Annotated in this window: 25 protein-coding genes and 1 pseudogene; 12 read left to right on the top strand and 14 right to left on the bottom strand. The window is 70.8% G+C overall.

All coding sequences use genetic code 11. From position 1 onward, the window contains the following. The first annotated feature begins 43 nt into the window (after window positions 1-43). The 4 genes from ACZ5K7_RS41100 to ACZ5K7_RS41085 all read left to right on the top strand — a co-directional run bounded on the left by ACZ5K7_RS41100 (window position 44) and on the right by ACZ5K7_RS41085 (window position 3,408). On the top strand, window positions 44-241 hold the full coding sequence (locus ACZ5K7_RS41100) for an SCO2195 family GlnR-regulated protein (protein WP_351712744.1): 198 nt from the start codon (window positions 44-46) through the stop codon (window positions 239-241). A 70-nt stretch (window positions 242-311) separates the two neighbouring features. After that, a complete protein-coding gene (locus ACZ5K7_RS41095) occupies window positions 312-1,013 on the top strand; it encodes a DUF4191 domain-containing protein (RefSeq protein WP_351712742.1) in 702 nt (233 codons plus the stop codon). A gap of 184 nt (window positions 1,014-1,197) precedes the next feature. Then, complete coding sequence (locus tag ACZ5K7_RS41090; RefSeq protein WP_468922302.1) at window positions 1,198-2,295, top strand: right-handed parallel beta-helix repeat-containing protein; 1,098 nt, start codon at window positions 1,198-1,200, stop codon at window positions 2,293-2,295. A 45-nt stretch (window positions 2,296-2,340) separates the two neighbouring features. Then, window positions 2,341-3,408, top strand: a complete 1,068-nt coding sequence (locus tag ACZ5K7_RS41085) for a methyltransferase (protein ID WP_351712738.1) — start codon at window positions 2,341-2,343, stop codon at window positions 3,406-3,408. Window positions 3,409-3,486: 78 nt separating this feature from the next. Here the strand turns inward: ACZ5K7_RS41085 and ACZ5K7_RS41080 are convergent, their stop codons facing one another. From ACZ5K7_RS41080 to ACZ5K7_RS41050, 7 genes are read right to left on the bottom strand one after another with little or no spacing between them, the layout of a single operon-like run. Continuing rightward, entirely contained in the window at window positions 3,487-3,819 is a 333-nt protein-coding gene (locus ACZ5K7_RS41080; RefSeq protein WP_450971745.1) for a TcmI family type II polyketide cyclase, read from the bottom strand. 34 nt (window positions 3,820-3,853) lie between these two features. After that, the gene (locus ACZ5K7_RS41075; protein ID WP_351712734.1) at window positions 3,854-4,333 is read right to left on the bottom strand and encodes an SRPBCC family protein; all 480 of its coding nucleotides are present in this window, start codon (window positions 4,331-4,333) and stop codon (window positions 3,854-3,856) included. Window position 4,334: 1 nt separating this feature from the next. After that, window positions 4,335-4,586 carry an acyl carrier protein gene (locus tag ACZ5K7_RS41070; protein ID WP_351325347.1) on the bottom strand — a complete coding sequence of 84 codons (252 nt, stop codon included), beginning with the start codon at window positions 4,584-4,586 and terminating at the stop codon, window positions 4,335-4,337. A gap of 47 nt (window positions 4,587-4,633) precedes the next feature. After that, window positions 4,634-5,878, bottom strand: a complete 1,245-nt coding sequence (locus tag ACZ5K7_RS41065) for a ketosynthase chain-length factor (protein WP_468922297.1) — start codon at window positions 5,876-5,878, stop codon at window positions 4,634-4,636. Further along, complete coding sequence (locus ACZ5K7_RS41060; protein WP_351712730.1) at window positions 5,875-7,149, bottom strand: beta-ketoacyl-[acyl-carrier-protein] synthase family protein; 1,275 nt, start codon at window positions 7,147-7,149, stop codon at window positions 5,875-5,877. Before ACZ5K7_RS41060 ends, ACZ5K7_RS41065 begins: the two co-directional genes overlap by 4 nt. Then, the gene (locus ACZ5K7_RS41055; protein ID WP_351712728.1) at window positions 7,146-7,562 is read right to left on the bottom strand and encodes a cupin domain-containing protein; all 417 of its coding nucleotides are present in this window, start codon (window positions 7,560-7,562) and stop codon (window positions 7,146-7,148) included. Before ACZ5K7_RS41055 ends, ACZ5K7_RS41060 begins: the two co-directional genes overlap by 4 nt. Window positions 7,563-7,604: 42 nt before the next feature. Next, the gene (locus tag ACZ5K7_RS41050; RefSeq protein ID WP_468922294.1) at window positions 7,605-8,666 is read right to left on the bottom strand and encodes a SchA/CurD-like domain-containing protein; all 1,062 of its coding nucleotides are present in this window, start codon (window positions 8,664-8,666) and stop codon (window positions 7,605-7,607) included. A gap of 202 nt (window positions 8,667-8,868) precedes the next feature. Between ACZ5K7_RS41050 and ACZ5K7_RS41045 the strand changes: the two genes are divergently transcribed. Then, complete coding sequence (locus ACZ5K7_RS41045) at window positions 8,869-10,512, top strand: FAD-dependent monooxygenase (RefSeq protein WP_468922291.1); 1,644 nt, start codon at window positions 8,869-8,871, stop codon at window positions 10,510-10,512. A 262-nt stretch (window positions 10,513-10,774) separates the two neighbouring features. On the opposite strand, the gene ACZ5K7_RS41040 is transcribed toward ACZ5K7_RS41045, so the two are convergent. Continuing rightward, window positions 10,775-11,242: an RDD family protein gene (locus ACZ5K7_RS41040; protein ID WP_351712722.1), complete on the bottom strand. Its 468-nt coding sequence runs from the start codon at window positions 11,240-11,242 to the stop codon at window positions 10,775-10,777. A 211-nt stretch (window positions 11,243-11,453) separates the two neighbouring features. On the opposite strand from ACZ5K7_RS41040, the gene glnA reads away from it, so the two are divergent. The 4 genes from glnA to pspAB all read left to right on the top strand — a co-directional run bounded on the left by glnA (window position 11,454) and on the right by pspAB (window position 14,886). Further along, window positions 11,454-12,863: a type I glutamate--ammonia ligase gene (glnA, locus tag ACZ5K7_RS41035; RefSeq protein WP_351712720.1), complete on the top strand. Its 1,410-nt coding sequence runs from the start codon at window positions 11,454-11,456 to the stop codon at window positions 12,861-12,863. A 100-nt stretch (window positions 12,864-12,963) separates the two neighbouring features. Beyond that, entirely contained in the window at window positions 12,964-13,224 is a 261-nt protein-coding gene (locus ACZ5K7_RS41030; protein WP_351712718.1) for an SCO2583/SCO2584 N-terminal domain-containing protein, read from the top strand. A 154-nt stretch (window positions 13,225-13,378) separates the two neighbouring features. Further along, complete coding sequence (gene htpX, locus ACZ5K7_RS41025; protein ID WP_468922286.1) at window positions 13,379-14,299, top strand: zinc metalloprotease HtpX; 921 nt, start codon at window positions 13,379-13,381, stop codon at window positions 14,297-14,299. 2 nt (window positions 14,300-14,301) lie between these two features. Beyond that, on the top strand, window positions 14,302-14,886 hold the full coding sequence (pspAB, locus tag ACZ5K7_RS41020) for a PspA-associated protein PspAB (RefSeq protein ID WP_468922437.1): 585 nt from the start codon (window positions 14,302-14,304) through the stop codon (window positions 14,884-14,886). Window positions 14,887-14,915: 29 nt separating this feature from the next. Here the strand turns inward: pspAB and ACZ5K7_RS41015 are convergent, their stop codons facing one another. From ACZ5K7_RS41015 to ACZ5K7_RS40990, 6 genes and pseudogenes are all read right to left on the bottom strand, one after another. Continuing rightward, entirely contained in the window at window positions 14,916-15,200 is a 285-nt protein-coding gene (locus ACZ5K7_RS41015; RefSeq protein ID WP_351712715.1) for a hypothetical protein, read from the bottom strand. A 245-nt stretch (window positions 15,201-15,445) separates the two neighbouring features. After that, complete coding sequence (locus ACZ5K7_RS41010; protein ID WP_468922282.1) at window positions 15,446-16,786, bottom strand: DUF2252 domain-containing protein; 1,341 nt, start codon at window positions 16,784-16,786, stop codon at window positions 15,446-15,448. Between the two features lie 195 nt (window positions 16,787-16,981). After that, a complete protein-coding gene (locus ACZ5K7_RS41005; RefSeq protein ID WP_351712711.1) occupies window positions 16,982-17,296 on the bottom strand; it encodes a hypothetical protein in 315 nt (104 codons plus the stop codon). Window positions 17,297-17,492: 196 nt separating this feature from the next. Next, a complete protein-coding gene (locus ACZ5K7_RS41000; RefSeq protein ID WP_468922434.1) occupies window positions 17,493-18,017 on the bottom strand; it encodes a peptidylprolyl isomerase in 525 nt (174 codons plus the stop codon). Window positions 18,018-18,398: 381 nt separating this feature from the next. Beyond that, window positions 18,399-19,046, bottom strand: a pseudogene (locus ACZ5K7_RS40995) (caspase family protein); the annotation flags it as partial. Further along, window positions 19,046-19,612: an effector-associated constant component EACC1 gene (locus ACZ5K7_RS40990; RefSeq protein WP_468922279.1), complete on the bottom strand. Its 567-nt coding sequence runs from the start codon at window positions 19,610-19,612 to the stop codon at window positions 19,046-19,048. The pseudogene ACZ5K7_RS40995 and the gene ACZ5K7_RS40990, both read right to left, overlap by 1 nt. Before the next feature lie 135 nt (window positions 19,613-19,747). Here ACZ5K7_RS40990 and ACZ5K7_RS40985 point away from each other — a divergent pair, with 135 nt between their 5' ends. From ACZ5K7_RS40985 to glnII, 3 genes are all read left to right on the top strand, one after another. Next, window positions 19,748-20,116 carry an arsenate reductase family protein gene (locus ACZ5K7_RS40985; RefSeq protein ID WP_351712707.1) on the top strand — a complete coding sequence of 123 codons (369 nt, stop codon included), beginning with the start codon at window positions 19,748-19,750 and terminating at the stop codon, window positions 20,114-20,116. 121 nt (window positions 20,117-20,237) lie between these two features. Further along, on the top strand, window positions 20,238-20,939 hold the full coding sequence (locus ACZ5K7_RS40980) for a hypothetical protein (protein WP_351712705.1): 702 nt from the start codon (window positions 20,238-20,240) through the stop codon (window positions 20,937-20,939). 283 nt (window positions 20,940-21,222) lie between these two features. After that, entirely contained in the window at window positions 21,223-22,254 is a 1,032-nt protein-coding gene (gene glnII, locus ACZ5K7_RS40975) for a glutamine synthetase (protein WP_351712703.1), read from the top strand. The last annotated feature ends 132 nt before the right edge of the window (window positions 22,255-22,386 follow it).

Here is a 22,386-nt window from a genome sequence, read left to right as displayed (position 1 = left end):
TGGTATCACAGCACGTACACCCACTTCGAGGGGGACCTCCACCATGCAGGCCGCGCCGGTTCGCGCCACCGCCATCCCGTCCTTCACCGACGCGCTGCGCGCCGTCGAGTCCCTCCTGATGAGCGGCGGCCAGCGCACCGCCCGCCAGAACGCCTGGACCTCCGTGCTGGAGGACCGCCGTCGCGCCAAGGACCGGGTGGAGACGCAGCTCTTCCTGGAGCAGGCCGCCGGCCGCTCCTGACGGCTCCCCCGGCCCCTTTCCCCGGGCACCGCCGTCGTCGGCGCTCCCGGAGACACGTAGACTTCGGGGCATGGCGAGGAAGGAACCCGCAGCGGACGCTGCGAATGCCGGGCGACTGAAGCAGATCGTCCTGACGTACAAGATGACCCGCAAGGCCGATAAGACGATCGGTCTGGTACTTGCCGGTGTCGGTCTCGGCATCCTTGCCGTCTTTCTCGTGATCGGCTTCCTGATCGGCCACCCGGTCTATCTGGGCATCCTGGGCCTGCTGCTCGCCTTCCTCGCGACGGCGATCGTCTTCGGCCGCCGTGCCGAGCGGGCGGCCTTCGGCCAGATGGAGGGCCAGCCGGGCGCCGCGGCCGCCGTTCTGGACAACATCGGGCGGGGCTGGACGACGACACCGGCGGTGGCGATGAACCGCAGCCAGGACGTGGTGCACCGGGCCGTCGGCAAGGCCGGCATCGTCCTGGTCGCCGAGGGCAACCCGAACCGGGTGAAGACCCTGCTGGCCGCCGAGAAGAAGAAGATGGCCCGGATCGTGGCCGACGTGCCGGTGCACGATGTGATCGTGGGCACGGGCGAGGGCCAGGTCGGGCTGAAGAAGCTGCGGACCACGATGCTGAAGTTCCCCCGCGTGCTGACCGGTCCCCAGGTGACGACCACCAACGACCGGCTGCGGGCGATGGGTGACCTGATGAGCAACATGCCGCTGCCCAAGGGGCCGATGCCGAAGGGCATGCGGATGCCCAAGGGCGGGCAGCGGGGTCGGTAGACACACCCGAGAACCTCGGGACGCGGCGGTCGCTGATACGACCGCCGCGTCTTCGTGTTTTCCGGCCCCGTTCGTTTTTCGGCCCCGTTCGTTTTCCGGCCCCCGTTCGCCGCGGCGCCGATGACACGCCGCCGAACGGCGTATCCAGCGGGTAATCGGGTCATCGGCTCCTAGCCTGCTAAATGTGACAAAACGCCATATCACATACCTCGCCTGCGCCGCCGCCCTGTGCGGCTCCCTCCTCGGCGCCGCCCCGGCCACCGCCACCCACCGCACCCTCGTCGTGCATCCGGGTGAGTCGATCCAGAAGGCCGTGGACGCGGCCCAGCCCGGCGACACCGTCCTCGTGCTGGCCGGCACGTACCACGAGAGCGTCAAGGTGACCACGCCCGACCTCACCCTGCGCGGCGCGGGCCAGGAGACCGTGCTGCAGCCGGCCAAGAAGGCCAAGAAAGCCAAGAAGGCCATGCCGCAGAAGGCCGCCGCCCAGAAGTCGTGCGCGGAGATGGGCAACGGCATCTGCGTGGTCGGCACCAAGAGCCGGCCCGTCGAGAACGTCACCATCGCCCGGATGACCGTGACCGGGTTCTCCCGGACCGGTGTCATGGCGGTCGGCGCGGCCAACCTGAACGTGCACGGCGTGGCCGCCGTGAAGAACGGGCAGTGGGGCATCGCCGAAGAGCGCTCCGTGCACAGCTCCTACCGGGACAACGTCGCCCGGAGCAACGGCGACGCGGGCCTGTTCCTCGCCAACACCATCACCGCGGAGAAGGGCTCCACCGACACCGACGGCACGGTGGTCGAGCACAACCTGCTGGAGAAGAACCGGATCGGCGTCACCGTGCGCCGGCTGCGCAACCTGACCGTCTCGGACAACTCGGTCAGCGGCAACTGCGCGGGGGTGTTCGTCGTCGGCGACGAGAACAAGCCGAAGGCCGGTCACATCGTCGTCGCCGACAACCAGATCGTGAAGAACAACAAGTACTGCAAGAAGACCGCCCGGCTGTCCTTCCTGCAAGGCTCCGGCATCGTCCTGACCGGCGCCGAGGACACCCTGGTCACCGGCAACACGGTCACCGGCAACTCGGGCAAGTCCCCGATGTCGGGCGGTGTCGTGGTCTTCAAGAGCTTCGTGGGCGCCACCAGCGACAAGAACCGGATCACCCGCAACAAGCTGTCGGGCAACGCCCCCGCCGACCTGGTCAACCAGGAAGCCACCAAGCACGGCAACGCCTTCAAGGACAACACCTGCAAGAAGTCCAAGCCCGCCGGTCTGTGCTGACCTGACGGCCGTACGACACCCCCCCACAAGGAAGGTAGGCGGCACATGACCGCACCAGCACGCGACCTCTCGGCGCCGGAGAAGGACCCGACGCGGGGCGACGCACCGCCGCCGTCGATGCGGCTGCGCGAGCTCGTGTTCGGGGCGGCCTGTGCCGCCGCCGTCCGCGCGGCCGCCCGGCTGCGCGTCGCCGACGCGCTCGGGGACGCCCCGATGACCGTGGAGAGCCTGGCGTCCGCGGTGAAGACCGACCCCAGGCCGCTGCGCCGGCTGTTGCGCGCCCTGTCCTGCTACGGCGTCTTCGCCGAGCGCCCGGACGGGACGTTCGCCCACACCGAGACCTCCCGGCTGCTGCGCGAGGACGACCCGCACAGCCTGCGCTACATCGCCCTGTGGTGCACCGAGCCGTGGACCTGGGACGCCTGGCCGAAGCTCGACGAGGCCGTGCGCAGCGGCCGCAACGTCATCGAGGACCTCTACGGGAAGGAGTTCTTCGTCTACCTGAACGAGGACGCCCCGGAGTCGGCGGACGTCTTCAACCGGGCGATGACCACCTCCAGCGAGCAGTCGGCCCGTGAGGTCGCGGCCCTGCTCGACCTGTCCGGCAGCCGGTCGGTCGCGGACCTCGGCGGCGGCCAGGGGCACGTGGTGGCCTGTCTGCTGGACAAGTACCCGGCGATGAAGGGCTATCTGCTGGACCTGCCCCGGGTGGTGGAGAAGGCCCTGCCGCGGCTGCGCCCGGGCGGTGACCTGGAGGACCGGGCGCGCATCGTGCCGGGTGACATCCGGGAGGCCGTGCCGGTCGACTCGGACGTCTACATCATCAAGAACATCCTGGAGTGGGACGACGAGTCCACCGCGCAGCTGCTGGCCAACGTGGTCGCGGCGGGCGGTCCCGGGTCCCGGGTCGTGGTGATCGAGAACCTGGTCGACGACACCCCGTCGATGCGGTTCAGCACCGCGATGGACCTGCTGCTGCTCCTGAACGTCGGCGGGGCCAAACACACCACCGACAGCATGGTGCGCCGGCTGACGGAGGCGGGGCTGAGCGTCAACGACATCCGCCCGGTCAACCCCTATCTGCACGCCTTCGACTGCACGGTGCCCGCCTGAGGCAGGTCCCGGACACGCCGGTGCCGGGCCCGCGTTCTGCGCGGGTCCGGCACCGTTGGCGTACGGCGGTACGACGGTTCACACGCCGCCGTCGCGCTCCCAGAGGTAGAAGCGCTGTGCCATCGCGTCCTTCGGGGAACGCCAGGTCTCCGGGTCGTACGCGCTGACGTACGCCGTGAGACGGTCGCTGATGTCCCTGAACTCGGGGTGCGAGGTGACCTTGGCGATGGCGGGTCCCGGCTCGCGCTCGGACTCGACGAGGTGCATGTACACATCGCCGAACTGGAAGAGGCTGCGCCGGACCACCCCGACGAGGTGCGGCAGCTCTCCCCGGTCGGACTCCGCGAACACCTTCGCGATGTCGGGGGCGGAGCCCGGTGCCATACGGGCGACGATCAGGGCCTGGTGCACGTGTCTCTCCGTTCCTGTCTTCCCGGCGGCCGGCTCAGTCGGCCAGGGCCGGGTCGGGGCGCCGGCCGGTGGCAGCCTTCTCGATCTTGTCCCGGATCAGGGCCATCTGGACCTTGGAGTTCCGGTTGATGTTGTCGGTCATCCACTCGTCGTCGACGGGGGCTTCCGGCTTCATCGCGAAGTCCTGGGTCCAGACCATCCGGGTGCCGGCGGGGACCTCCTCGTACTGCCAGAGGATGTCCATGTGCGCGAACGGGCCCGTCTCGACCCGGCGGGCCTTGACGCGGAGGCGGGCGCGGTCCGTCTCGCGCTCGGAGACCCAGCTCCACACCTTGCCGTTCTCGTCGGGGTGCATGGTCAGCCGGAAGGTGACCTTGTTCCCCTCCTCCTCGAGGATGTCGGCACTGGCGTACTCACTGAAGAGCTGGGGCCAGTTGGCCACGTCGTTGGTCATGTCCCAGACCAGGTCGACGGGCGCGGCGATGGTGATCTCGTTCTGGGTGTGTCCGGTCATGTCAGGCTCCCGCGGGCATGGCGCTGTTGACGAGGTCGAGGAACTGGCGAGGGGTCTTGCACCGCTCGGCGTCCACCGGCATGGGCACGCCGTGCCGGTTCTCCAGCTCGCCGACGATGCCGAGCAGGCCGAGCGAGTCGACGCCGAGGACGTCGAAGCCACTGTCGGCGCGGTCCTGGAGGTCGGCCGGGGCGACGGTGACGCCGGCCGCCTTCTTCATGAGTTCGGACAGTTCGTCCACGGTGATGCTCATTGGGACTCCTTCTTCTTCGCTGCTGGGCAGCTGTTTCTTTCTCCGGATCACCCGGCCGTGCCGTGGCGCAGCACGAGTGCCGAGTTCGACCCCATGAGTCCCCGGCTGAGGACCAGCGCCGTGCGTGGTGCGGCGGCGCGGGCGCTGCCGGTCACGAGGTCGAGGTCGTGGCAGATGTCGTGGACACCCGGGGTCGGCGGGATCAGACCGTGTTCCATGGCGAGCACCGCGGCGGCGGTGTCCAGGACGGGGGCCGCGCAGTACCCCCGGCCGATCCCGGCCTTGGGCGCGGTGACGGGCACCCGCCGGCCGTGCGCGCCCAGGGTGTCGGCGATGGCCAGCGCCTCCGCCCGGTCGGCCTCCGGGACGCCGAGGGCGTCGGCGAAGACCACGTCGACCTCCTCCGGGGCGCAGCCGGCCTCGGCGAGGGCGCCGCGGATCGCCTGGGCGAGCCCGGCCCTCGACTCGGCCCAGCGGGAGGCCCCGGTGAAGGTGGACGCGTGTCCGTCGAGGGTGGCCCGTACCGGCAGCCCGCGTTCCCGGGCCGAGCCGATGTCCTCCACGATGAGCATGGCGCCGCCCTCGGCCGGCACGAACCCGCAGGCCTGCTCGGTGAACGGGCGGTAGGCGCGGGCCGGGTCGGTCTCCCGGCTGAGCTCCTGGTAGCCGAGCTGGCAGACCATCGAGTACGGAGCTATGGGCGCCTCGGTGGAGCCGGCCACGATGACGTCGGTGCCGCGTCGCACCGCGCGGGCGGCGTGTGCCAGGGCGTCCAGGCCGCCGGCCTCGTCGGCGGCGACCACCGAGCAGGGCCCCTTGAAGCCGCGCCGGATGGAGATCTGGCCGGTGCTGGCCGCGTAGAACCAGGCGATGGACTGGTAGGGACCGACGTACCGGCTGCCCTTGCCCCAGAGTTGCTGGAGCTCGCGCTGGCCGAACTCGCCGCCGCCGGATCCGGCCGCGGTGACCACGCCGATGTCGAAGGGCGAGCCGTCGGTGTCGGCGCGGCCGAGCCGGGCGTCTTCGAGTGCCAGGTCGGCCGCGGCCATCGCGAAGTGCGTGAAGCGGTCGGTCTGGACGATGAGACGTTCCTCGACAGCGGCCGCCGGGTCGAAGTCGCGGACTTCTCCGGCCACCTTCATGGGCAGGTGCTCGCAGCCGTCGCGGGTCACCTTGTCGAGGACGTTGCGTCCCTCCTGGACGGATTTCCAGAAGGTCTCGGTGCTGGTTCCGTTGGGCGCGACGACACCGATACCGGTGACCGCAGCCCGCCGAGGACGGGATCCGCTCATCGTGTCCTTGTCCTTCCTCTCGGCCGGGTCAGGACCACCGCGGACTGGAAACCGCCGAACCCGCTGCCCACGGACAGGACGCCGCCCAGGGGCCGTTCGCGGGCGACCCGTGGCACGTAGTCGAGGTCGCACTCGGGGTCGGGGGTCTCGTAGTTCGCGGTGGGCGGGACCACCTGGTGGGCCAGGGCGAGCACGCAGGCGACGACCTCGATCGCGCCGATGGCGCCGAGCGAGTGGCCCACCATGGACTTGATGGAGCTCATGGGCGTGCTGTACGCGTGCTGCCCGAGCGCCTTCTTCACGGCCGCGGTCTCGTGGCGGTCGTTCTGCCGGGTGCCGGAGCCGTGCGCGTTGACGTAGTCGATGGCGGTGGGGTCGAGGCGGGCGTGGTCGAGGGCGGTCTCGATGGCGCGGGCCATCTCCAGTCCCTCACTGGTGAGACCGGTCATGTGGTAGGCGTTGCCGAAGGTGGCGTAGCCGTCGAGCTGGCAGTAGATGTGCGCGCCGCGGGCCTTGGCGTGCTCCAGCTCCTCCAGGACGAGCACCGCGCCGCCCTCGCCCATGACGAACCCGTCACGGCGGTTGTCGAAGGGACGCGAGGCGTGCTCGGGGTCGTCGTTGTTCGGGGAGGTGGCCTTGATCGCGTCGAAGCAGGCCATGGTGATCGGGGAGATCGGGGAGTCCGAGGCACCGGCGATGCAGATGTCGGCGCGCCCCTCCTGCACGGTGTGGAAGGCGTAGCCGACGGCGTCCAGGCCCGAGGTGCAGCCGGTGGAGACGGTCTGCACCGGACCCTGGGCGCCGAAACGTTCCGCCACCGCGGAGGCGAGGGTGCTCGGCGAGAACGCCCGGTGCAGCTGGGGTCCCGCCTGCCGGTGGTCCACGTCCCAGTGCTGGCCGCCGGCGCTCACCAGGACGTAGTCGTGCTCCAGACGGGTGGTGCCGCCGACGGCCGTGCCCAGGGAGACCCCGATCCGCCAGGGGTCCTCCCGGCCGAAGTCGAGACCGGAGTCCCGGACCGCCTCGTCACCGGCGACCAGGGCGAACTGTATGTACCGATCCGCCCGTTCGATCTCCTCGGCGTCCAGGCCGTGCGCCACCGGGTCGAAATCGCACTCGGCGGCGATCCGCGACCTGAGGCCGGAGGGGTCGAAGAAGGTGATGCCGCGCGTCGCGGTCCGGCCGGAGGCGAGCAAGTCCCAGAACGCCGGTACGCCCACACCCCCCGGAGCCACGATGCCTATGCCCGTAACCGCCACGCGCCGGGTCACGACCGGACCTGCCCCACGGCGACGGCGGCTTCCGTCTCCTCCGTGTCGACATGACCCTGACTCGGGCGCGGGGCCAGCGGGCCGAGGTGGAAGACGATCCGGGCCTCGACATCGCCCACGTTGCGGAAGCGGTGGCGCATGTTGATGGGGATCATCAGCCCCTGCTCGGGCCGCAGCGGGTGCGGCTCGCCGTCCAGGTCGACCTCCATCTCACCGCAGACCACGTACACGAACTCCTCGGAGTACGGGTGGTAGTGCTCGGCGATGCGGTCGCCCGGCTGCACGAGGGCCACACCCATGAAACCGCTGGTGGAACCCACCGTGGCCGGGGTGAGCATGGCGCGCAGATCGCCGCCGCGCCGCGTGTTGGGCTCGATCTCGCTGAGGTCCACGATCTTTGGAATGGGCTTCATCTCTAGGTTCCTCCGTGAGGGTGATCCGGCGGTGGTGGGGGGTCAGGCGTCGGGCGAGCGACGGTCGGTGAGGAGCTTCATCCGCACCGTGTCGCCGTCCAGCAGGGCGGTGAGCGCGTGGGCCGGGACGTCGTCCACAGGGGTGCCGGGCCGCTGCTCGACCAGCCGTACGACGACGTCGTCGCGCTGGAAGACCGTGCTGTGCAGCACCGGGCTCGCCGGGTCCTCGGCCGCGGCCTCGTCCTGCTGCGCGAGCAGCTCGGCGAGCCGCATCCCGCAGCCCGGGCGGGCCGGGTAGTACAGCGCGTGGCGGTCGCCCTCGGCCAGCTCCTCGGCGCCGACGTGGTGCACGGCCGGCAGCGCCGCCCGGGTGAAGAACACCCGTGCGGAGTCCTGGTCGTCGAGGTCGCGGTCCTGCTCCAGATAGGGGTTGATGGCCTCCTCGACGGCCCGCACCTCGGGCTGCCGGGCGACATGGCGCAGGGCGGCCATCAGGTCGCCGCGCACCTCGATGGCCCGTACCACCCGGTTGCCGTGCATGAACAGGGAGGTGCGGCACAGCCGGGTGGAGTCGTCGACCTCGGCCTTGGGCGAGGCGTAGTTCGAGAGGAGCTTCGCGACCTGGGCCTCACTGCCCGGCCGGACCGTGAAGGTGAGCGCGTGGCGGATCACGCCGTCGCCCATCCGCGGCTCGGCCTGCAGGACCCGCACCGCGTCCGCCGCCGGCCCGCCGGTCTCGCGGACGACCTGGAAGCGCAGCGAACGGGTGTCGCGCACGCAGTTGTGCAGCGGCTTGACCATCTCGACGTGCTCCTCGCTGTTCACCCAGGCGAGGAACGGCGGGGCGCTCTCCCACTCGCTGGTGATCAGCCACTGCGAGGGGTTCTCGATCGACTGGCAGAGCTGGTCGCTGACGTGACCGGGCACCTGGGCGACCTGGTTGCACAGCTCCTCGTAGGCCTCCAGGAACTGCTGCTGCGCGCCGTCGTAGACGTCCACCAGCAGGACGACCCGGAGCCGGGAGCCGTCGAAGACGGACTGGGAGACCCGTTTCGACACCGGGCGAGTCAGCTTTTCCGAAACCTTTTCCGAGATCGTCGTCATGCTTCGCACATCTCCTTCGCGGGGGCAGCGGCCTGCGCCTTCGCCGATGACGCGGCGTCAGCGCTTTTTGATCCTGTGCCGGTCCTCCGAAGCGCGCGACTCGCGTGAACCAGGTGGGTGATTGAGCACGCGGAACCCCTCCGGAAGGGGCATGGAAGTTCCAACGCACCTGACGCACCACCACCCGCCCCTGGAGTCCCCGATGCAGCAGAGAACCGATCATCAGGTCCCCGTCCTCGTCGTGGGCGGCTCCCTCGTCGGCCTGTCCATGTCCCTCTTCCTGGGCCGCCTGGGCGTACGCCACATGCTCGTCGAACGGCACTCCGGGACCTCGATCCATCCACGCGGCCGGGGCAACAACGTGCGGACGATGGAGCTGTTCCGGAAGGCAGGCATCGAGCCCGCCATCAAGTCCGCGGCCTCACTCCTCGCCGACAACCACGGCATCCTGCAGACCCCGACGCTGGTCGGCGACGCCGGCGAATGGCTGTTCAAGGAGATCGATCCCGGCGGCGGAATCGCGAAGTTCAGCCCTACGGGTTGGTGCCTGTGCAGCCAGAACGACCTGGAGCCGGTACTCCGCCAGGCGGCCGAGTCCCTCACCGGCGACCTGCGCTACTTCCACGAGATGGAGTCCTTCGAGCAGGACCCCGAAGGTGTGACGGCGTACGTCCGCGACCGTGACTCCGACCGGATGTACACCGTCCGCGCGGACTACCTGGTCGCCGCCGACGGTCCGCGCAGCCCGGTCCGGGGCCGGCTCGGCATCGGCCAGACGGGCCCCGGCGACCTGTTCGCCAACGTCAGCATCACCTTCCGCTCCAAACTGCTCGCCCACACCGTCGGGGACCGGCGGTTCATCTGCTGCTACCTCACCGACCCCGAGGCGGACGGCGCGCTGCTGCCCGTCGACAACAAGGAGCACTGGGTCTTCCACGCCCCGTGGCACCCCGAACGCGGCGAAACGCTCGACGAGTTCACCGAGGAGCGCCTCACCCGGCACATCCGCCGGGCCGTCGGCGTCCCCGACCTCGACGTCGAGATCACCGGCCGCGCCTCCTGGCGGGCCGCCGAACGGGTCGCCGAACGGTACGGGGACCGGCGGGTCTTCCTGGCCGGCGACTCCGCGCACGAGATGTCCCCGACCGGCGCGTTCGGTTCCAACACCGGCATCCAGGACGCGCACAACCTGGCGTGGAAGCTGGCGGCCGTCCTCGACGGCTGGGCCGGCCCCGGGCTGCTGGAGTCGTACGACGCCGAGCGCCGCCCGGTCGCCCTCGCCACCAGCGCCCGTGCCTCGGCCCGCTCGGTGGAGCACAGCCACCCCGGCTTCGCGCCCGCGCCCGGCATCGGCGCCGGCAAGCGCGGCGGCATCCTCAACATCGTCCTCGGCTACCGGTACCTGAAGGGCGCGGTCGCCGGCGCGGACCCCGGCCGGCCTGTCGTACCCGATGGGATGAACCTGACCGGCCAGCCGGGCAGCCGGGCCCCCCACCTGTGGCTGCGCCGCGCGGACGAACGGCTCTCGACGCTCGACCTGTACGAGCGGTCCCTGGTACTGCTCAGCGACGCGGGCTCGACGGCGGGCGGGGCCTGGCACGCGGCCGCCCGCCGGATCGCGGACACGGAGCGGCTACGACTGGACACGTACCGGATCGGGGCGGCGGGGGCGGACCTCGTGTACGACGAGGAGGGCATGGACTGGGCGGCGGCGCACGGGACGACGGCGGACGGCGCGGTGCTGGTACGGCCGGACGGATTCGTGGCCTGGCGCTCGGAGGGCGCGGTACCGGACCCGGAGGGAGAACTGCGGGACGTACTGGCCCGACTGCTGCGGAGACGGTGAGCCGGGGGGCGGGGCTGGGGTGGGGGCGCTTCCCGGCGCCTGCAGGGTGCCTCCCCCACTCTCGGCTTCGCTCGAGCGGGGGACCCCCATCGCCCACCCGTGCCGCCTGGGGGCATTTCTCAGGCCCTCAAGGCACTGGGGGAGGCACTGCCCGCGGCTGTGGAGAGGCGGCGGGGAAGCGCCCCTTCGGGGGGGCGGGGCTGTATCGATGTGCGGCTCCGCCGCGCGGGCGCGGCCAGCCCCCACTCACCCGCACTCAGACTCAGATGCGGACCTCGACGGTCTTCGCAAGGCGGTCGTGCAGCCCCCTGCCGTCCCGGTCCCACACCAGCGCCGGGATCGCGAGGCACAACAACACCGTGCGGGCCAGCGCCCGCAGCGGCTGCACCCGCCCCGTCTCCACGCCGACCACCCGCAGCCGGAACAGCCGCTTACCCGGCGTGAAGCCGAGCGTACCGACGGTCAGGATGCCCAGGACGAAGAAGACCAGCAGCGCCCAGTTGCTGGTAGCCGGGCTGTAGCCGTCGGTGATCAGGCCGTATGCGATCAAGACGCACAGCGCCCAGTCCACGACCAGCGCGCCGAGCCGCCGTCCCGGACGGGCGATGGAGCCCGGCCCGTCCTCCGGCAGACCGAGCTGCTCGCCCCGGTACCCGAACTCCGCACCGGCCTCTTCCATGGCCGCGCGGGGTCCCGAGAGCCACGATCCCAATGCTTGCCTGTTGTCCACCCGAACACGGTACTGCCCGGGCAAACCCGCGGGGTCCGGCGGGGTGCCCCGGGGCTACGGTGGAACAAGGGCGGTTAACTTCAGCGAAACAAATGGGTCACGCCCGAGAAATCACCCGTCCCTAGGGTCGAGGACAGCGTGTGCCACCGCACTGGCCGCACGAACGAACTACCACCCCGGCGCGGGAACGCCCGGAAGTAGGAGGAGCTGGATGTTCCAGAACGCCGACGAGACCAAGAAGTTCATCGCTGACGAGGACGTCAAGTTCGTCGACGTCCGGTTCTGCGACCTGCCGGGCGTCATGCAGCACTTCACGGTGCCCGTCGATGCGTTCGACCCGGACGAGGAGCTCGCCTTCGACGGATCCTCGATCCGCGGCTTCCAGGCGATCCACGAGTCCGACATGGCGCTGCGCGCGGACCTGTCGACGGCCCGGGTCGACCCCTTCCGCCGCGACAAGACGCTCAACATCAACTTCTTCATCCACGACCCGATCACGGGCGAGCAGTACTCCCGTGACCCGCGCAACGTGGCGAAGAAGGCGGAGGCGTACCTCGCGTCGACGGGTATCGCCGACACCGCGTACTTCGGCCCCGAGGCCGAGTTCTACGTGTTCGACTCCGTCCGCTTCGCGACCACCGCGAACGAGTCCTTCTACCACATCGACTCCGAGGCGGGTGCCTGGAACACCGGCGCCCTGGAGGACAACCGTGGTTACAAGGTCCGCTACAAGGGCGGCTACTTCCCGGTCCCGCCGGTCGACCACTTCGCCGACCTGCGCGCCGAGATCTCCCTGGAGCTGGAGAAGAACGGCCTGAAGGTCGAGCGCCAGCACCACGAGGTGGGCACCGCCGGCCAGGCGGAGATCAACTACAAGTTCAACACGCTGCTCGCGGCCGCCGACGACCTCCAGCTCTTCAAGTACATCGTGAAGAACGTGGCCTGGCGCAACGGCAAGACCGCGACCTTCATGCCGAAGCCGATCTTCGGCGACAACGGCTCGGGCATGCACGTGCACCAGTCGCTGTGGGCCAACGGCGACCCGCTGTTCTACGACGAGGCCGGCTACGCGGGCCTGTCGGACACCGCCCGCTACTACATCGGCGGCATCCTCAAGCACGCCCCGTCGCTGCTGGCCTTCACCAACCCGACGGTGAACTCGTACCACCGCCTGGTGCCCGGCTTCGAGGCCCCGGTGAACCTGGTGTACTCGCAGCGCAACCGCTCGGCCGCGATGCGTATCCCGATCACGGGCTCGAACCCGAAGGCCAAGCGCGTCGAGTTCCGCGCGCCCGACTCCTCCGGCAACCCGTACCTCGCCTTCTCGGCACTGCTGCTCGCGGGCCTGGACGGCATCAAGAACAAGATCGAGCCGGCCGAGCCGATCGACAAGGACCTCTACGAGCTGGCCCCCGAGGAGCACGCGGGCGTCCCGCAGGTCCCGACCTCCCTCCCGGCCGTCCTCGACTCCCTGGAGCGCGACCACGAGTTCCTGCTCGCCGGTGACGTCTTCACGTCCGACCTGATCGAGACGTGGATCGACTTCAAGCGCACCAACGAGATCGCCCCGCTGCAGCTGCGTCCGCACCCGCACGAGTTCGAGCTGTACTTCGACGTGTGACAGACGCCGTTCGCGGCTCTCGACGCCCCCGTTCCTGGTTTCTCAGGACGGGGGCGTCGTCGTATCGTGCGGTGTACTCATGTTCGAGACGGGGGGAATCATGACGTCCCAACAGGATGACGAGGAGCGGGAGTTCGACCTGCGCTGGGCCGACCGGGCGGAGCACAAGGAGCCGTCGGCGCGGGCCCGGATGCTGGCCGCGCGCTGGAAGGAGAACCCACCCGGCCCGGTACCGTTCCGGGCGGACCCGGGGCCGGCGGAGCCACGCCGGTCGTCGTGGGTGTCCACGGTCCTGGTACTGGGGGGTGTGGCGGCGGTGATCCTCCTGCTGGGGTACCTGCAGACCCGGTCGCCGTACTGACCCGGTCGACGTACTGACCCGGTCGCCGTCCCGAGGGCCCCGCGCGTTCACAGCTACCTTTTGCCGCTACTAGGTACGTTCGGGGCCTCCTCATTGCCCCCGGCAGGTGCACACTGGACAGCGGGACGAGTGCCTGACTGCGGGGTGATGGCAGATGCAGAGCCGCTTCCGGAGCGACCGGCGACTGACCGTGCGAATGACGGTCACGCTGTTCCTGCTCGGGTTGTTGTACGTCGGCTTCGTTGCCGCGTTGATCGTGTTGCTGAAGTCGTGGCTGCTGGTCGTCGTACTGGTGGGCGCGGTGTTCGTGGCACAGTTCTGGTTCTCCGACCGGATCGCGATGTTCGCCATGCGCGGGCGGGTCGTGGAGCGGGAGGAGTATCCCGAGCTGCACGCGGTGGTGGACCGGCTGTGTGCCATCGCCGACATGCCGAAACCCGTGGTCGCCGTGTCCGCGATGGACATGCCGAACGCGTTCGCCACCGGGCGGAATCCCGATCACGCCGTGGTCTGTGTGACCACGGGCCTGCTGCGGCGGCTGGAGCCGGCCGAGCTGGAGGGGGTGCTCGCGCACGAGCTGTCGCACGTGGCGCACAAGGACGTCGCCGTGATCACGATCGCGTCGTTCCTGGGTGTGATCGCCGGGCTGGTCGTGCGGTTCGCCTTCTACTCGCAGATCTTCGGCGGGGGCAGGCGGGACCAGAACACGGCCGCCGTCTTCGCCATCGTGATCGGGGTCTCCGCGGCCGTGTACGCGCTCAGTTTCCTGCTGATCAGGGCACTGAGCCGGTATCGGGAGCTGGCCGCCGACCGGGCGGCCGCCCAGCTCACCGGGCGCCCCTCCGCGCTGGCGTCGGCGCTCACCAAGGTCTCCGGTGACATCGCCCGGATCCCGACCAAGGACCTGCGGACCGCCCAGGCCTTCAACGCGTTCTACTTCACCCCGGCGACCGGCAAGGAGCCCGGCATCGAGCGCTTCTTCTCCACCCACCCGACCCTGGAAGCACGGCTGGAGCAGCTGGGGCGGATCTCGGCGGAGCTGGGTGAGGCGGCGACGCCCGGGAAGGCCGGGTGAGCATGGGCTTCCTGGACATCCTGCTCGGCCGCACCAAGCCCGTCGCTCCCGACCTCGACCAGCTGTTCGCGCTGCCGTCGGCGGCGGTGACCCTGGAGGCGGCGGCCGGGTTCCGGCCGACCGGCCTGGGCGCGGTGTGCTTCGCCACCGTGGAGGGCGCGGCCTTCGAGCAGACCCACCGCGAGGTGCAGGCCCTGCTCGACGCGGACACCGAGCGGGGCGACTTTCCGGTCGAGCTGCACCAGGACGACTACGGCTACTCCTGGCTGGTCTCGCGGCGCACCCCCGACCAGCTTCCGCAGCTGGTCAACGACCTGCACGCGGTGAACAGTTCGATGGAGGTCAACGGCTTCGGCCCGCAACTGCTCTGTTCCCTGGCCTCCTTCGAGGACGAGCGCGGGCGCGGGCTCGCGCTCGTCTATCTCTACAAGCGGGCGACGTTCTACCCCTTCGCGCCGCTGCCCGGGTCCGGTGAACGGCGGGACAGCGCACTGGAGTTGCAGGTGAAGGCGACCCTCGCGAACGACCTGCGGATCGAGCAGGACCTCAGCCGCTGGTTCCCGGTGTGGGGCGCCCCCGGCCTCTGAACCGGCCGGGGACACCCGCCTACAGGCCCTTACTGACCCTTGTTCCGCTCCTGACGCCGGAACTCCAGGGGGCGCTCGCGACGGTAGCGGCGCTCCCACTTGGCCTGACGGTCACGGCGGTCGCGGTATGTCTTGTAGTCGTTCGGCATGCCCCCGCCCCCGCCGGACGGACTGCCCGACGAGGATGCCGACGACGAGCCGCGCCCGTAGTGGACGTACAGGAAGAGCAGGGCGACGGCGGCGAGCCACCAGTTGTGGTTTCCGAATCCGAGGATGACCAGAACGACAGTTCCGGAGAGGACGATGGTGCCCATGACGGGTCTCCGTGGCGTGGGTGTGTGAGCGGTCGACGGATCCGACGGCACGCGGGGGACGGGCGGCCGTCCGTCGGTGCGTAGCAGAGTAGCCCCGAGTCCCCGGGGCGCGGTCGGCCCTTGGGAAAGCGGAGGTGGACTGCTCCGGAACGCATCTCCAGCGTAGGGATCCGGTCACTCGGCGTGCATCCCGTTTTCGGGACCGCCCCCATGACGGCAGCACCCGCACAAGTGGACGGGCCGGCTCAGACTCCCGGTGCCGCCGTCAGGACGCCCGCCGTGACGGCCGCGTCGAGGACGGCGTGGTCGGTGGTGGTCTGGTGGGCGTAGGCGAGGGCGAAGTCGGTGATCGCCCGGTCGAAGGCGTCGGTGCCGCCCAGGTAGGCGGCGATGGCGATGCGGTCGCCGGAGCGGGCGTGGGCGCGTGCCAGGGCCGTACCGCACAGGGCGGCGTAGCCGCGCAGACCCTTCGGGTCCATGGCGGCGATCTCCGCCGAGCCCTTCATGTCCCGCAGCTGGCGCCAGTAGAAGGCGCGGCCCTGGGGGCCGGTCGTCCAGCCGAGGAAGATGTCCCCGGCGGCCTGGAGCAGCCGCTGCCCGGCGACGACCCGGTGGCCCGGGTGGGCGTACGGCCCGTTCGGCAGATGCTGCTCGAGCACGGACTTGCGGGCCTCCTTGATCTGGAGGAACAGCGGGTCGTCGGCGTCCCGGCCGGCCAGCAGCACGATGAAGCAGCGGGTGCCGACACTGCCGACGCCGACGACCTTGCGGGCCGCGTCGACGAAGCGGTAGCGGTCGAGGAGGAGCCGGCGCTCCTCGGCGAGGGTGGAGCGGTAGTCGCTGAAGATCTTGCGCAGCGAGGCCATGTCGGGGGCGCCGGCGGGTTCGAGCAGCGGCGGGTCCTGGATGATGCGGCGCCGGCCGCCGACCACCTCGGTGAGCGTGCCGAGCGCGTGCAGGCTGGTATGGCGCCGGGCCCGGGTCAGGCTGTCCTCGATCCGGCACCGGCGGCGCGCGGAGCGGACCAGGTGCGGCAGCCCCTCGGCGTCGACCCGCTCGTGCCAGACGGCGAGTTCGCCGAGCCCCGCCAGCCGCCGCATGGCGGTCCGGTACCCGGCCACCGCCGCCCGGGCCGCCGCCCGCGCCCGCACCTCGCTGTGCCCGTTCTCGCGGGCGGCGACGGCGACCGAGACGGCGAGCCGTTTGACGTCCCACTCGAAGGGCCCGGGGAGCGTCTCGTCGAAGTCGTTGAGGTCGAAGACCAGGGTCCGCTCCGGGGAGGCGTAGAGCCCGAAGTTCAGCAGATGCGCGTCGCCGCACAGCTGCACGGTGAGCCCGGTGTGCGGCTGGGCGGCGAGGTCGGCGGCCATCACGGCGGCCGCGCCGCGCAGGAACGCGAAGGGCGAGGCGGCCATCCGCCCGTACCGGATGGGCAGCAGCTCGGGCACCCGGTCCCGGCCCTGGCGCTCCAGCACGGCGACGGGGTCACGCCGGTCGACGGCGGGCAGCCAGAGGGCGTGCGCGGAGCGGGGAGCGCGCTTGCGCGCGGCTTTGCCGCGGGCGGCCCGCTCGGCCGGTGTGGTCATACGGCGCTCCCCTGTGTCGACTGCTCCCTCCGACACCTGCTGATCGCAGTGAAGGGCGTCCGGGGGGAGGTCCGCATGCCGGGGCCAGCGAACGGGTGACCGGGGGCGGGAGCCTCCCGTGACGGGAGCGCCGGGAGCCTCGGTGACGAAGGCGCCGGGGACCGTGCCGGACGGACGGCACCCGGCGCCACCGGCTCACCGTGAGTAGCGCATCAGGGCCCGCACCATGTGGCACGTGGTGTCCGACGGTGGATGGAGGCCGATGCTCTCCGCCGTGCTCCGGATCGTCTCGTCGCGCGCCTGGTTGGGCAGGTAGACGCCGGAGTCGAGCAGGGCTATGGCGAGGCGCATGGCCTTGAGGCGGCGGTTGTGCATGACGTACCACTCGCGTGGCCGCCCGGCCGGCAGCGGGCGCTTCTCCGCCGGCGCGTAGGGCGAGTCGAGCAGGACGGCACGCTTCGCGGTGGACTGGGTGGGCAACGGCTTCGGCTTCAGTGCGGCAGCGGGCACGGGCATCCTCCTGTCGCGGTCAGAGGGCCTCCGGACTCCCCGGCGACTCTCTCGAACACTGCTTCCAGTGTACCGGCCGCCACTGACAATCGGGGGTCCTGAACGATCCGTCAAAACAGCAGGTGGTGAAGGGAATTACGGTTCCGGTTCAGCGGTTTCGGGTGATGCGCGTGGGGTGGCAGAAATTCGAACAAGGCTAGCCGTCGGCGGCTTGTACGCGGCCGGATCCGAGCACGCTGACGCCGCGCAGGACGACATCCCCACGGGGACGGTCGCCCGACCCGGTGGGAGTCGCGGCGATGGCGTCGACGACCCGCCGGCCGGCCGCGTCGAGGACGTCGCCGAAGATGGTGTGCTTGCCGTTCAGCCAGGTGGTGGGTGCCACGGTGATGAAGAACTGCGAGCCGTTGGTGTTCGGGCCGGCGTTGGCCATCGCCAGCCGGTACGGCCGGTCGAACTTCAGGTCGGGGTGGAACTCGTCCCGGAACTGGTAGCCGGGGCCGCCCGTTCCGGTTCCCAGCGGGTCGCCGCCCTGGATCATGAACCCCTCGATCACCCGGTGGAAGACGGTGTCGTCGTAGAGCCTGGCCCGGGTTCTGCGGCCGCTGAGCGGGTCGGTCCACTCCCGCTTCCCCTCGGCGAGTTCGACGAAGTTCCGTACGGTGTCGGGCGCGTGGTCCGGCAGGAGCCGCAGCGAGATGTCGCCCACGCTGGTGTGCAGGACGGCGTGGAGTTCGCCGACGGGGACGCGATGGCGGGCCGGCCCGCCGGAGGGCGCCCGGTCGAGCTGCCCCGGTGACTGGACAGGTGCCGCGGCGGCCGCCCCGGCAGCACCCGGGTCGAGCGGCACCGCCGACTGGACGGGTGCCGAAGCGGCCGCCCCGGCCGACGCCTTCGAGCCGCCGCCCGTCCTACCGGTCCTCCGGGTGGCGGTTTTCGGGCGGCCGCGCGGCACCGCGGCCGTCCCGCCGGCCCCCGCCGTGTCCGCTCCACCGGCGCCCGCCGCGCCCGTCCCGCTCTCGGTCCACCGGTTCCGTACGAGCGTGATGCCGTGTCCGCCGTTGCGTGCGCGTTGCTGCGGCTTCGGTCTGGACTTGGCGGTGAGTTCCCGGTGGACGTGCCAGAACAGGGTGTCCATCTGCAGGAGTTCGGCGCCGCCGGGCACGCCCTGGTCGAGCGCGGCGATCAGTTCGCCGGTGAACGCGGTGTACCTCTCCCCCTCCGGCGCCCAGGCCGTCCTGGTCTCGGTCGCGGCCGTCATCAGATAGGTGCCGTCCGCCTCGGCCAGGGTGGCGAGCGTGCCGTCCGCTCCCAGGTGGCCGGTCATCGCCCGGCCGCTGTAGCAGCAGTCGAGGATGACGACCTTGCGGGGCGCGTCGCACTCGTACACCAGCATCCGGCGGATCGCGTCGTAGGGCACCGCCCGGTAGAGCCGGCTCGCGTCCGCGCGGGGCAGGGCCAGGTACAGGTCGCCGTCCTGGGACACCAGTCCATGGCCCGCGAAGTACACCAGCATCAGGTCGGTCGCCTCGGAGGCGGCGTCGTGGACGGCGTCCAGGACCGCTTCCGGGGACGCGGGATCCTGCAGGACGCGGCAGTTGGGGCGGCGCAGTCCCCACAGGTCGGCGGCGCCGAGCAGGGCCGCGAGGTCGTCGACGCCGTCGGCCACGGAGGGCAGTTTGGGCAGGGTGGCGTAGTCGCTCACGCCGATCAGCAGCGCGCGGGAGGCGCCCGGGTCGGGCAGGCCCATCACGCCCCTCCCGGGGTTCCCGGCGTTCCCGCCCCTGCCCCGTCCGGGTCCGCATCCGGGGCCGGGGCTGGGGCCGGGCCGACGGCCGAAGCCGGGCCCACGACCGGACCCGGACCCACGCCCGGAGCCGGATCCACGACCGCAGCCGGGCCCACGACCAGGCCCGGATTCGCGGCCGGAGCCGGATTCGCGGCTGCGTCCGCGGCCTGCGGACGGTCGGACGGTTCCTCCAGGGCGGCGACGATGCGGCGTACGGTCTCGGCCGAGCCGTCGTGCACGGTGACGGATCGGCCGTCCCCGAGCTGGATGACGATCGGCGGGGCGGTCGGCCGCTGGCCGCGCCAGGCGGCGTACGCGAGCGCCAGGTTCAGCGCCGAGAAGCCCTGGCCGAGGACCAGCTCGATGATCTCGACCGCGCCCATGGCGGTGCCCGGGCGCTGTCCTGCCGCGTCCGGTGCGGGCACCAGCGTGGGCGTCGCCGAGCGGCGCACGTCGGGATCCTCGCGCAGCCATCGGTACAGATCTCGTACGGCGTCCTGCCCGCCGTCCGCCGCAGTCGTCGCCATCAGGACCCGCATCGCTCCCCCGATTCCGTTCGCCGTCCGACCACGATAGGGAAAATGGCCGCCGAGGGTGATCCGTCCGCGCCGCCGGGTCACCGGTGCGGAGAGCGAAGCCGCGGTTTGGCTACCGTGGCCGGTATGGAGATCTGGATCAACCCCGCCTGCTCGAAGTGCCGTACCGCGATCGGCCTGCTCGATGCCGAGGGGGCCGACTACACCGTCCGCCGCTATCTGGAGGACGTGCCGAGCGAGGGCGAGATCAGGGCCGTACTGGAGCGGCTCGGGCTCGAACCCTGGGACATCACCCGCACCCAGGAGGCGGCGGCGAAGGAGCTGGGACTGAAGGGGTGGGCGCGCAACGAGGCGGCGCGCGACCGCTGGATCACGGCGCTCGCCGAGCACCCGAAGCTCATCCAGCGGCCCATCATCACCGCGGACGACGGGACGGCGCTCGTCGCCCGCACCGACGAGGCCGTGCAGGAAGCGCTGGCCAGGAGCACGAGCTGAACAGCCCTCAACTCGGATGTGACGTAGGTTACTTCAGTGACTCCTGTAACCGCTGAGTAACGGCGTTCGGTACCTCGTACATAGCGGCGTACGCTCCCCCACCCCCTTTCAGGAGGCGCGCATGTCGCGTAGGAGAACTCTCGGCGCCAAGAAGTCGATCGCACTGCTGGTCGGCGCCGCAGCCGTCGCCGGCGGCGGGGCCTTCGTCCTGGCGTCCACCTCGAACGCCGCGCAGTCCCCGCAGAACGCCAAGACACTGTCGTCGGCCGCGGACTCGACCGTCTGCTCGGGGCTGGCCACCGCCCTCGGCAACAACCAGAAGTTCATCGCGGACCAGAAGGCGAACCCGGACGCCCAGTCGGCGGCCCGGATCACCAACCGCGAAGCGGTGATCGCGCAGATCAAGGTCCAGCAGAAGGCGTCCGGTTGCGTCGTTGGGGAGTCGGCTCAGGGCTCCCAGGCGGCGAGCGGTGCGCAGACGGGCCAGACCGGTCAGACGGGCCAGCAGGCCGCCACGCCGGCGCCCTCGAAGAGCGCGGCCACCGGGAACACCGGAGGCGGTGCCGCCGCCGCGGGCCAGCAGGTCTGCAACGGCTCGACCGTCACGCTGTCCGGCGAGGCCGGCGCCCCGGCCGCCTCCAGCAACCAGTTCCCGGCGGGAACCACGCTGAAGGTCACCAACCTGGACAACAACAAGTCCACGACGGTGAAGGTCACCTCGGTGTCCGGCAGTTGCGTGCTGCTCAACAACGCCGCCTTCGAACAGGTCCGGGAACCCGGCAAGTTCCTGATCCGCCGGGCCCTGATCCAGAAGGTCGGCTGATCGACGACACGGGCTGTGGCTCGGCCGCCGGCTTTCACGGAGGGAAAGCCGGCGGCCGCCGCGCCGGGCCGAACGCGGTGCCCGAAATGGGCTCCGTACCCCGCCCGCCCGCGCCTCACAACGTGAGTCGCACCACAGAACCGCCAGGTAACACCGGGTTCACATTCGAGCAATGATCGGGAAATCGCCTGTTGACAGGCTGCCGGGCAACACCGAGGCGCCCCAGTGCCGTAGCGCCACTGCACCCGCAAGTGCGCCCGACCCACCCCGAAGGATGTGGCCCGTGACCTTCAAGGCTGAGTACATCTGGATCGACGGCACCGAGCCGACGGCCAAGCTGCGTTCGAAGACGAAGATCATCGCGGGCGCCCCCGCCGGTCTCGACGCGCTGCCGATCTGGGGCTTCGACGGGTCCTCCACGAACCAGGCCGAGGGGCACTCCTCGGACCGTGTGCTGAAGCCGGTCTTCACCTGCCCGGACCCGATCCGCGGCGGCGACGACGTGCTCGTCCTGTGCGAGGTCCTGGACATCGACTTCACCCCGCACGCCTCCAACACGCGTGCCGCGCTGGTCGAGGTCGCGGAGAAGTTCGCCGCGCAGGAGCCGATCTTCGGCATCGAGCAGGAGTACACCTTCTTCGACGGCGCCCGTCCGCTGGGCTTCCCCGAGGGCGGCTTCCCGGCCCCCCAGGGCGGCTACTACTGCGGTGTCGGCGCCGACGAGATCTTCGGCCGCGAGATCGTCGAGGCCCACCTGGACAACTGCCTGAAGGCGGGTCTGGCGATCTCCGGCATCAACGCCGAGGTCATGCCCGGCCAGTGGGAGTTCCAGGTCGGCCCGGTCTCCCCGCTGGAGGTCTCCGACCACCTGTGGGTGGCCCGCTGGCTGCTGTACCGCACCGCCGAGGACTTCGGGATCTCCGCCACCCTCGACCCCAAGCCGGTCAAGGGCGACTGGAACGGCGCCGGCGCGCACACCAACTTCTCCACCAAGGCGATGCGCGAGGGCTACGACGCGATCATCACCGCCTGCGAGTCGCTCGGTGAGGGCTCCAAGCCGCTCGACCACGTCAAGAACTACGGCGCCGGCATCGACGACCGTCTGACCGGCCTGCACGAGACCGCCCCGTGGAACGAGTACTCCTACGGCGTCTCCAACCGCGGCGCCTCGGTCCGTATCCCGTGGCAGGTCGAGAAGGACGGCAAGGGCTACATCGAGGACCGCCGCCCGAACGCCAACGTCGACCCGTACCTGGTGACCCGGCTGATCGTCGACACCTGCTGCACCGCCCTGGACAAGGCCGGCCAGGTCTGATCCGCGCACTCCCCGCGGGGGGGGAAACCACCCCACCGGGGGGGCCCCTTCCCCCCCCACGGGCGTCTCAGTGTTTTTCTTTTCGGTCCTCTCCTTCCCAATCCTTCCCTCTCTCGTTTCGTTATCTTTTTT

It is taken from the genome of Streptomyces sp. NPDC031497 (assembly GCF_055580905.1).
The sequence above is the reverse complement of the archived record's forward strand: the minus strand, read 5'-3'. Positions and strand labels throughout refer to the sequence as shown.

Excerpts from the sequence above, each read along its gene's own strand:
- ACZ5K7_RS41050 (WP_468922294.1), bottom strand. The coding sequence starts at position 8,666 with ATGACGACGATCTCGGAAAAGGTTTCGGAAAAGCTGACTCGCCCGGTG.
- ACZ5K7_RS41055 (WP_351712728.1), bottom strand. The coding sequence starts at position 7,562 with ATGAAGCCCATTCCAAAGATCGTGGACCTCAGCGAGATCGAGCCCAAC.
- ACZ5K7_RS40985 (WP_351712707.1), top strand. The coding sequence starts at position 19,748 with ATGGAGATCTGGATCAACCCCGCCTGCTCGAAGTGCCGTACCGCGATC.
- ACZ5K7_RS41010 (WP_468922282.1), bottom strand. The coding sequence starts at position 16,786 with ATGACCACACCGGCCGAGCGGGCCGCCCGCGGCAAAGCCGCGCGCAAG.
- ACZ5K7_RS41070 (WP_351325347.1), bottom strand. The coding sequence starts at position 4,586 with ATGAGCATCACCGTGGACGAACTGTCCGAACTCATGAAGAAGGCGGCC.
- ACZ5K7_RS41100 (WP_351712744.1), top strand. The coding sequence starts at position 44 with ATGCAGGCCGCGCCGGTTCGCGCCACCGCCATCCCGTCCTTCACCGAC.
- htpX (WP_468922286.1), top strand. The coding sequence starts at position 13,379 with ATGCAGAGCCGCTTCCGGAGCGACCGGCGACTGACCGTGCGAATGACG.
- ACZ5K7_RS41045 (WP_468922291.1), top strand. The coding sequence starts at position 8,869 with ATGCAGCAGAGAACCGATCATCAGGTCCCCGTCCTCGTCGTGGGCGGC.
- ACZ5K7_RS41015 (WP_351712715.1), bottom strand. The coding sequence starts at position 15,200 with ATGGGCACCATCGTCCTCTCCGGAACTGTCGTTCTGGTCATCCTCGGA.
- pspAB (WP_468922437.1), top strand. The coding sequence starts at position 14,302 with ATGGGCTTCCTGGACATCCTGCTCGGCCGCACCAAGCCCGTCGCTCCC.
- ACZ5K7_RS40990 (WP_468922279.1), bottom strand. The coding sequence starts at position 19,612 with ATGGCGACGACTGCGGCGGACGGCGGGCAGGACGCCGTACGAGATCTG.
- ACZ5K7_RS41075 (WP_351712734.1), bottom strand. The coding sequence starts at position 4,333 with ATGACCGGACACACCCAGAACGAGATCACCATCGCCGCGCCCGTCGAC.
- ACZ5K7_RS41065 (WP_468922297.1), bottom strand. The coding sequence starts at position 5,878 with ATGAGCGGATCCCGTCCTCGGCGGGCTGCGGTCACCGGTATCGGTGTC.
- ACZ5K7_RS41030 (WP_351712718.1), top strand. The coding sequence starts at position 12,964 with ATGACGTCCCAACAGGATGACGAGGAGCGGGAGTTCGACCTGCGCTGG.
- ACZ5K7_RS41085 (WP_351712738.1), top strand. The coding sequence starts at position 2,341 with ATGACCGCACCAGCACGCGACCTCTCGGCGCCGGAGAAGGACCCGACG.
- ACZ5K7_RS41095 (WP_351712742.1), top strand. The coding sequence starts at position 312 with ATGGCGAGGAAGGAACCCGCAGCGGACGCTGCGAATGCCGGGCGACTG.
- ACZ5K7_RS40980 (WP_351712705.1), top strand. The coding sequence starts at position 20,238 with ATGTCGCGTAGGAGAACTCTCGGCGCCAAGAAGTCGATCGCACTGCTG.
- glnA (WP_351712720.1), top strand. The coding sequence starts at position 11,454 with ATGTTCCAGAACGCCGACGAGACCAAGAAGTTCATCGCTGACGAGGAC.